Annotated in this window: 7 protein-coding genes; 4 read left to right on the forward strand and 3 right to left on the reverse strand. The window is 64.3% G+C overall.

All coding sequences use genetic code 11. The features are described from left to right. The coding region (locus tag NEZ08_RS04170) for a vitamin B12-dependent ribonucleotide reductase (protein WP_298103935.1) at positions 1-2,819 on the reverse strand (2,819 nt) is incomplete at its 3' end. Between the two features lie 779 nt (positions 2,820-3,598). Between NEZ08_RS04170 and NEZ08_RS04175 the strand changes: the two genes are divergently transcribed. From NEZ08_RS04175 to NEZ08_RS04185, 3 genes are all read left to right on the forward strand, one after another. Next, the gene (locus NEZ08_RS04175; protein WP_298103946.1) at positions 3,599-4,498 is read left to right on the forward strand and encodes a DMT family transporter; all 900 of its coding nucleotides are present in this window, start codon (positions 3,599-3,601) and stop codon (positions 4,496-4,498) included. Between the two features lie 103 nt (positions 4,499-4,601). Beyond that, entirely contained in the window at positions 4,602-5,012 is a 411-nt protein-coding gene (locus tag NEZ08_RS04180; RefSeq protein ID WP_298103937.1) for an NADH:ubiquinone oxidoreductase subunit NDUFA12, read from the forward strand. A gap of 20 nt (positions 5,013-5,032) precedes the next feature. Beyond that, a complete protein-coding gene (locus NEZ08_RS04185; RefSeq protein ID WP_298103948.1) occupies positions 5,033-5,692 on the forward strand; it encodes an HAD family phosphatase in 660 nt (219 codons plus the stop codon). A 378-nt stretch (positions 5,693-6,070) separates the two neighbouring features. On the opposite strand, the gene NEZ08_RS04190 is transcribed toward NEZ08_RS04185, so the two are convergent. Continuing rightward, the gene (locus NEZ08_RS04190) at positions 6,071-6,559 is read right to left on the reverse strand and encodes a DUF992 domain-containing protein (RefSeq protein WP_298103939.1); all 489 of its coding nucleotides are present in this window, start codon (positions 6,557-6,559) and stop codon (positions 6,071-6,073) included. Positions 6,560-6,826: 267 nt separating this feature from the next. After that, on the reverse strand, positions 6,827-7,522 hold the full coding sequence (locus NEZ08_RS04195) for a DJ-1/PfpI family protein (protein WP_298103942.1): 696 nt from the start codon (positions 7,520-7,522) through the stop codon (positions 6,827-6,829). Between the two features lie 116 nt (positions 7,523-7,638). On the opposite strand from NEZ08_RS04195, the gene NEZ08_RS04200 reads away from it, so the two are divergent. After that, on the forward strand, positions 7,639-8,025 hold a 387-nt coding region (locus tag NEZ08_RS04200), incomplete at its 3' end, for a DJ-1/PfpI family protein (protein ID WP_298103944.1).

The following is an 8,025-nucleotide window of genomic DNA, read 5'->3' on the forward strand; positions in this document are numbered from 1 at the left end:
TGCTCGACCGCCTCGTCCTCCTCGTCATCGTCGGCGATGAGCTGCGAGTTGAGCGGCTGCGACAGCTTCGAGCCGTCGCGGTAGAGCGCGTTGGCCTTCAGCGCCAGCTTCCAGGAGAGCAGGTAAGCTGCCTTGCAGTCCTCGACCGTGGCGTCGTTCGGCATGTTGATGGTTTTGCTGATCGCGCCCGAGATGAACGGCTGCGAGGCCGCCATCATGCGGATGTGGCTCTCGACCGACAGATAGCGCTTGCCGATCTTGCCGCAGGGGTTGGCGCAGTCGAACACCGGATAGTGCTCGGCCTTGAGGTGCGGCGCGCCTTCCACCGTCATCGCGCCGCAGATGTGCACGTTGGCGGCCTCGATCTCGCGCTTGGTGAAGCCGAGGCTAGCGAGCAGGTCGAAATTCGGCGCGGCAATCGCTTCCGGGGCGATGCCGAGCTGGTCGCGGATGAAGTCCTCGCCGAAGGTCCACTTGTTGAAGGCGAACTTGATGTCGAACGCGGTCGGCAAGGCTTTCTCGACCTTGGCGATGGCTTCGTCGGTGAAGCCTTTTGCCTTGAGGGTCGAGGCGTTGATGCCGGGCGCGTTGGAGAGCGAGCCGTGACCGACCGCGTAGGCCTCGATCTCGGCGATCTCGCTTTCGCGATAGCCGAGCGCGCGCAGCGCCGCCGGCACCGCCTGGTTGATGATCTTGAAGTAGCCGCCGCCGGCGAGCTTCTTGAACTTGACCAGCGCGAAGTCCGGCTCGATGCCGGTGGTGTCGCAATCCATCACGAGGCCGATCGTGCCGGTCGGCGCGACAACGGTCGTCTGCGCATTGCGATAGCCGTTGACCTCGCCGAGTGCCAGCGCGTCGTCCCAGGCCTTGGTCGCGTGCGCGATCAGGTCAGCTTGCGGGCAGGAGGCATGGTCGAGCGGCACCGGGTTGACGCTGAGCGCCTCGTAACCGGTGGCATGGCCGTGCGCGGCGCGGCGGTGGTTGCGGATGACGCGCAGCATGTGCGCCGCATTCTTCTTGTAGCCGGGGAAGGTGCCGAGTTCGGCCGCCATCTCGGCCGAGGTCTTGTAGGCAACGCCGGTCATGATCGCGGTCAGCGTGCCGCAGAGCGAGCGGCCTTCCTTCGAGTCATAGGGCAGCCCCATGGTCATCAGGAGGCCGCCGATGTTGGCAAAGCCCAAGCCCAGCGTGCGGAACTCGTAGGAGAGTTCGGCGATCGCCTTGGAGGGAAACTGCGCCATCATCACCGAGATTTCGAGCACCAGCGTCCACAGCCGGCAGAGATGCTCGTAGGAGGCGACGTCGAAGGTCTTGCTGTCGACGTCGTAGAACGTCAGCAGGTTGGCGGAGGCGAGATTGCACGCCGTGTCGTCCAGGAACATGTATTCCGAGCACGGATTGGAGGCGCGGATCTCGCCGGACGCCTTGCAGGTGTGCCAGTCGTTCATCGTGGTGTTGAAGTGCAGGCCCGGATCGGCCGACGCCCAGGCGGCGTAGCCGATCTTTTCCCAGAGATCGCGTGCGCGCAGCGTCTTGGTGATCTTCTTGTTGGTGCGGCCGATCAGGTTCCAGTTGCCGTCGGTCTCCACCGCGCGGAGGAAATCGTCCTTCAGCGAGACCGAGTTGTTGGAGTTCTGGCCGGAGACCGTGAGATAGGCTTCGCTATCCCAGTCGGTGTCGTAGGTGTCGAACTGGATGTCCTTGTAGCCCTGCTTGGCGAACTGGATCACCCGCTTGATGTAGTTGTCGGGCACCATCGAGCGGCGCGCGAGCTTGATCTCGCGGCGCAGCGCCGGATTCTTTTCCGGATCGAAGCAGTCGTCGCCTGAACCTTCGCAGTTCACGCAGGCCTTCATCACGGCCTTGAGGTGCTTCTGGTTGATCTTGGAGCCGGTGACGAGGGCTGCGACCTTCTGCTCCTCCTTCACCTTCCAGTCGATATAGGTCTCGATGTCGGGATGATCGACGTCGACCACCACCATCTTGGCGGCGCGGCGGGTGGTGCCGCCCGACTTGATGGCGCCGGCGGCGCGGTCGCCGATTTTCAGGAAGCTCATCAGGCCGCTCGAGCGGCCGCCGCCGGACAGGCGTTCGCCTTCGCCGCGCAGGCGGGAGAAGTTCGAGCCGGTGCCGGAGCCGTATTTGAATAGGCGCGCCTCGCGCACCCACAGGTCCATGATGCCGCCATCGTTGACGAGGTCGTCCTCGATACCCTGGATGAAGCAGGCGTGCGGCTGCGGATGCTCGTAAGCGGACTTCGACTTGGTCAGCTTGCCGGTCTTCCAGTCGACGTAATAGTGGCCCTGGCCGGGGCCGTCGACGCCGTAGGCCCAGTGAAGTCCGGTGTTGAACCATTGCGGCGAGTTCGGCGCGACCATCTGCCTGGCGAGCATGTAGCGCAGCTCGTCAAAGAAGGCGGAGGCGTCTTCTTCGCTCGAGAAATAGCCGCCCTTCCAGCCCCAATAGGTCCAGCAGCCGGCGAGGCGGTCGAACACCTGTTTCGCCGAGAGCTCGCTGACATAGCGCTCGTTTTCCGGGAGCAACGCGAGCGCCTCGGTGTCCGGCACCGAACGCCACAGGAACGAGGGCACGGTCTCTTCCTCGACCTTCTTCAGGCGCGCGGCGACGCCCGCCTTGCGGAAATACTTCTGCGCCAGCACGTCGGAGGCGACCTGCGACCAGAACTCGGGCACTTCGACATTCTCCAGCCGGAACACCACCGAGCCGTCGGGATTGCGGATTTCAGACGTCGTCAATCTGAAATCGATCTGTGCGTAGGGTGACTGGCCCGCTGTGGTGTGACGTCGTTCGATTCGCATTGGTCGTGCCCCGTTCTCTTGACCGGCCACCGCCGCGGCTGCCGGGTGTTATTGCCTTCAGCGTCCCCCTCCGACCCCCTTTCTGAAAAGGTGGTCTCGAAGTCCGCTCGTTTCCAGCCGGTGGATCCGGCCCTTTTCTCTGACGGCCCACTCCGCGGTGCGAACACCCCGGAAGAGCCGGTCCATGTCTTCGAAAAGCGGAGCGCCCCCGCGCCGCTTCAAAGTTCATGTACTCAACGCCCCACACTCAAAACTCTTGGCCGTTGGATCGGCCTTATTTGCGCGCCCGGCAGGGTCCCTTGGGTGAGGGACAAAACAGCCCGCCTCCGCTGCCTCGACCGGCTGGCGGAGTGGTCATTTTGGAACCCTTGAGGGAGCGACCGGCGGGACCCAAACACACTCGCGCCGAACAGGAGGAAGGCTAGGACGACTCCAACGCGCCCGTCAAGAAGTAGTGCGACTTCCTGAATCAAATACTAAATGTGGTGGGAAGTGGGGAAAACCAGGGGGCCAAGCCCGCGCCTGATGGGGCCAAGTATCAGTGAGTCCTCAGGGATTCCCAAGCGAAAAAAATTGTGATCGGGCCGCGCCCGCGCCCTTCACCCCGCTGTTCACAGGCGAAGTATTTTTGTGGGATCCGGCTTGCATCCCGGAGACTCACGTCACCTGGCGGGGTTATCTCGGCAGGCATGCCATCCCGGGCGTGGTTTGAGCGGCCGATCGGCGGCAAGGTGATCGCCGATTCCCGCAAGTTCCGCCTCGCAACCCAGCCGTTTCCCATGACCTCGACCGACCAGCCGGGCGCCAAGACGCGCTTCACGCCCGCAGGGCTCGCTTTCCTCGCCATCACCTCGATCGGCTGGGGCTTCAACTGGCCTGTCACCAAGTACCTGATCGGCTATCTGCCGCCGCTGACGCTGCGCGGCACGACCGGGGTGATCGGCGCGAGCCTGCTGGCGATCCTGGCGCTGGCCTGGGGTCAGCCTTTGCGGGTTCCGCGCGCGCTCTGGCCGCGGCTGGTGCTCGCGGCCATTCTCAACGTTGGCTGCTGGATGGTGCTGATGGGCTTTGCGCTCGTCTATCTTCCGGCCAGCGAGGCGACGCTGGTGGCCTACACCATGCCGGTCTGGGCCTCGCTCCTGGCCTGGCCGATCCTCGGCGAGCGGCCGAACCTCTTGCGCGTGCTGGCGCTTTTGATGGCCTTTGCGGGGCTCAGCGCGATCCTCGGTGGCCATGGTTTTGCGGTGAGCTGGACGAAACTCCTGGGAATGCTCATGGCGCTGGGCGGCGCCCTCGGCTTTGCTACCGGCGCGGTCCTCGCCAAGAAGTTGCCCCTCAACCTGCCGCCGGTCTCGGCCGCCGCCTGGCAGATCGGCATCGGCTGCTTCCCGGTCGCGATTGCGGGGTTTCTGTTGGAGCCGTCCCACTTTGCCGGACTGTCCGGCAATGGCTGGCTGTTGTTCGGCTATTCCACCGTCGTCCAGTTCTGCATCGCCTATGTCGCCTGGTTTGCGGCGCTGGCCCGTCTGCCGGCCTCAGTCGCGGCGATCGGCACCATGGCGGTGCCGGTGATCGGCGTCGTTGCGTCGGCGCTGGCCCTGCATGAGCCGATCGGGCTTGGCCAGGTCGCAGCCCTGATGTTCACGCTCGCCGGCGTGGCGCTCGCCACGCAGTCCTGAACCGGTGCCCCGCTGCACGGCCTTTTGTCCCTCGCTTATCTGGACAATGCGGCCCGCAACTGGCATCAGAGCCTCAAGATTTGCAACGAAGCGGCCCGTCGTCATGAAGCAGTTTTGGCTCAAGGTATTCACCTGGTGGAACGGTCAGACGTTCGGCACGCAATTGTGGACCTGGCGGTTCGGTGAACTGGTCGGCGAGGACGAGCAGGGCAACCGCTACTACCGCACCAAGGGCCGCAAGATCGATCCGACGCTCGGCATCGAGCGCCGCTGGGTTGTGTACAACGGCCTTGCCGAAGCGAGCCGCGTGCCGCCGTCCTGGCACGGCTGGCTGCATCACTCGGTCGACGTCGCTCCGACGGAAGAAAGCTACACGCCGCGCGAATGGGAAAAGCCGCATGTCCCGAACATGACCGGCACGCCCAATGCGTACCGGCCCTCCGGCTCGACGATGGCGAGCGGCCGCCGGCCCAAGGCCACCGGCGACTATCAGCCCTGGACTCCCGGAAGCTGAGTTCTTTCCACCGCGCCATCATTTTCGATTTCGACGGCGTCCTCGCCGACAGCGAGGTGCTGTCCAATTCCGTGATCGCCGAAATCGTCACCGAGCTCGGCGTGCCGACGAACATCGACGACGCCTACCGCACCTATATGGGCAAGCGGCTGAACGAGGTGATCGAGACGATCGCGCGCGTGACCGGCCGCAAGCTGCCGGACGATTTTGCCGATCACTATCAGCAGCGAACGTTTGACGCGTTTCGCGCACGCCTCAAGCCGGTCGCCGGCGCGCAGGGCTTCCTCGCGGCCTGGCGCGACGTGCCGAATTGCATCGCTTCGTCATCCTCGCCCGAGCGGCTGGCGTTGAGCCTTGAGGTGCTGAACATGACGGCACTGTTTGCGGGCCGCGTGTTCAGCGCTTCGAACGTGCCGCGCGGCAAGCCGCATCCCGACATCTTCCTGCATGCTGCCGAACGGATCGGCATTGAACCAGCCGATTGCATCGTGATCGAGGACAGCGCCGGCGGTGTGATGGCGGCTCGCGCGGCAGGCGCGACGGCAATCGGGCTGACAGCGGCGAGCCACATCAAGGCGGGCTTTGACGCGAGGCTGCGCGAAGCCGGCGCCGATCATGTCGCGGCGTCGTTCGCGGAGTTGGATCGGATCATTCGCCCGCTTCTGCAAAATCCGGCGTGAAGGGATGCGAACGCTGAGTCGGACCGCCACGCCTGTGAACAACGGGATAAACGGGGACATCGAGAAGGGGGCTGTTGCGCCTTCCGCGGGGCGGTGTCTCTATAGGGTCATCTTACGGAGATGGGAAACCACCGCGGACGGATCGGGCAACAGTATCGCGACTGACCCGATAAGCAGCGGCTTCCGATCAGGATCAGCCGGGAGATAGGCCCCCGGATGACAACGTCCTGAGATCGCCCGTTTGAATGTGAGGCTACCGTAAGACAGGAAGGCCGCTCGGGAAACCGGGCGGCCTTTTTCTCGAGGAGCGGTAGTCGCTCCGCCGCGCCGGGCACCAGATCGATGATCGTCGCCCGTCGCGCAAGAGCGATGTGCCTGTTACGGCGCGTAGTGTAGCCGAAGCCTCGACACGCCGGCCGTGAGGTCGAGGCCGGCGTTCGCTTCGACCGAGACCGGCTGGAGCGCAAACGAGCGACCCGAGCCACCGACCAGGGCGTTGGCGCCCAGACCGACACCGACCGCGGCATCCGCGCTCACGCCGACATAGGTGCCGCGCAACCCGCCTCTGATGCGTCCGGTAACCGGTGCCAGCACGGCCCAGGCCATCTGCCCGCCGCGGTTAATTCCAAGGTCAACACCAACCGTGGTGACGTGTCCGAAATACCGCTCGGGCGGCCAGGGTCCGTCGGGTGTGTACAGGCAGGCCAGTCGCTGACGCTCGATCACGATAAGACCGATCGTCGGCGCCAGATTACAGCGCAAGGTGCCGACCTTGGTCCGCGTTTGCGCGGAAGCCTCGCCGGCAAGGAAAACAGTAGAGCCCACTACCAGAAGGGTAGCGAGCATACGCCCGAGTTTCGATTTCATTATCCTGCTCCATTGATCCCGCGGCTCGACCGCGGTGATTCGAACTAGCGCCGTGTTATGCCCGCTTCCGTTGCCCAATGAAAAGGGCCTCAGCGCGTGGCTACTGCTGAGGCCCTGCCTTCATGGTCGCGAAACGTTTGGCATGCACCCGAGCATTTCGTTCAACGCGGGCAGAAACGACATTAAAATGAAATTAAGGATGTGCCGGCCTTCGAAGCCCGCGCGGACGAGCGTAGTCGTCCTATTCGAACGTCTTTTCGTCAGTTTTTACGCGCGAATTCGCAACGCCACAGCCGCCCGCTCGTTGTTCGCCCGGCGACGCGCCTGACCCGATGGATTTATCTGTCTCAGGCGGTCGATCACTTCCGGCGGCGCGGTGTCGGGCGAGCCCGCGGAGAAGGGCGGCGCGGGATTATACTCCAGCCGAAGCTGGATCATTTCCGCCGTCTCGCGATCGGCCAGGTGGGAGACCAGCGTCAGCGCAAAATCGATTCCGGCGGTGACGCCTCCGCCCGTGAGGCGGTTGCGGTCGACGCAGACACGCGTCTTCACAGGCTCAGCGCCGTAGGGCGCGAGATAATCCATCGCGGTCCAGTGGGTTGTGGCCTTGTATCCGCGGAGCAGGCCGGCCGCGCCCAGCACCAGCGATCCCGTGCAGACCGAAGTGACGTATTTTGCTCCGCGCGCCTGCGTGCGCAGGAACTCGAGCACGTCCTCGTCCACGACCATCTCGTCGGTGCCGGCGCCGCCGGGAACGCAGATGACGTCGAGCTGCGGACAATCGGCGAAGGTGGTGGTCGGCATCACCGTCAGCACGCCGTCGCTCGGCACCGGTTCGATGCGCTTCCAGATCAGATGCACGGTCGCGCCGGGCAGGCTCGAAAACACCTGCAGGGGGCCGGTGAAGTCGAGCTGGGTCACTTTCGGAAAAACGACGATTCCAATCTGAAGCGGGTTCGGCATGGCATAGCCTTCAAGGTTCGACTTGACGGCGTCACCCTGGCATGGTGGGCTCGTGTCATAAATGCCAAATTTCCCTCGCTTCAGGACATTCTCGCCCTGTCGAGCCGGAGCATTCCATGATCGGCGTGCTGATCTTTCCCGACTTCCAGTTGCTGGACGCCTCCGGCCCGATTTCGGTCTTCGAGATTGCGGGTCGTCTTGCCGGCAAGCCAACGTCCATCCGCGTCTTGTCCGAAATGCCAGGCGCCGTGCGCTCGTCCTCCGGCGTCGAAATGCTGGCGCGGGGCCTGCGGTCGGCATCGGGCCTCTCGACCCTGATCGTCGCAGGCGGCGAGGGGGTTATCTCGGCGTCCAAATCAGCACGGTATCTGGCGTTTGTGCGTACGGCAGCCAAGCGCGGCGTTCGGATCGCCAGCGTCTGTTCGGGTGCTTACGTCATTGCGGAAGCGGGCCTGCTGGACGGACGCCGCGCCACCACCCACTGGCGGCGCACCCGGCATTTT

This window comes from Bradyrhizobium sp., from assembly GCF_027451485.1.
In the GTDB taxonomy this organism is placed as follows: Bacteria; Pseudomonadota; Alphaproteobacteria; order Rhizobiales; family Xanthobacteraceae; genus Bradyrhizobium.

Excerpts from the sequence above, each read along its gene's own strand:
- NEZ08_RS04175 (WP_298103946.1), top strand. The coding sequence starts at position 3,599 with ATGACCTCGACCGACCAGCCGGGCGCCAAGACGCGCTTCACGCCCGCA.
- NEZ08_RS04180 (WP_298103937.1), top strand. The coding sequence starts at position 4,602 with ATGAAGCAGTTTTGGCTCAAGGTATTCACCTGGTGGAACGGTCAGACG.
- NEZ08_RS04190 (WP_298103939.1), bottom strand. The coding sequence starts at position 6,559 with ATGAAATCGAAACTCGGGCGTATGCTCGCTACCCTTCTGGTAGTGGGC.
- NEZ08_RS04195 (WP_298103942.1), bottom strand. The coding sequence starts at position 7,522 with ATGCCGAACCCGCTTCAGATTGGAATCGTCGTTTTTCCGAAAGTGACC.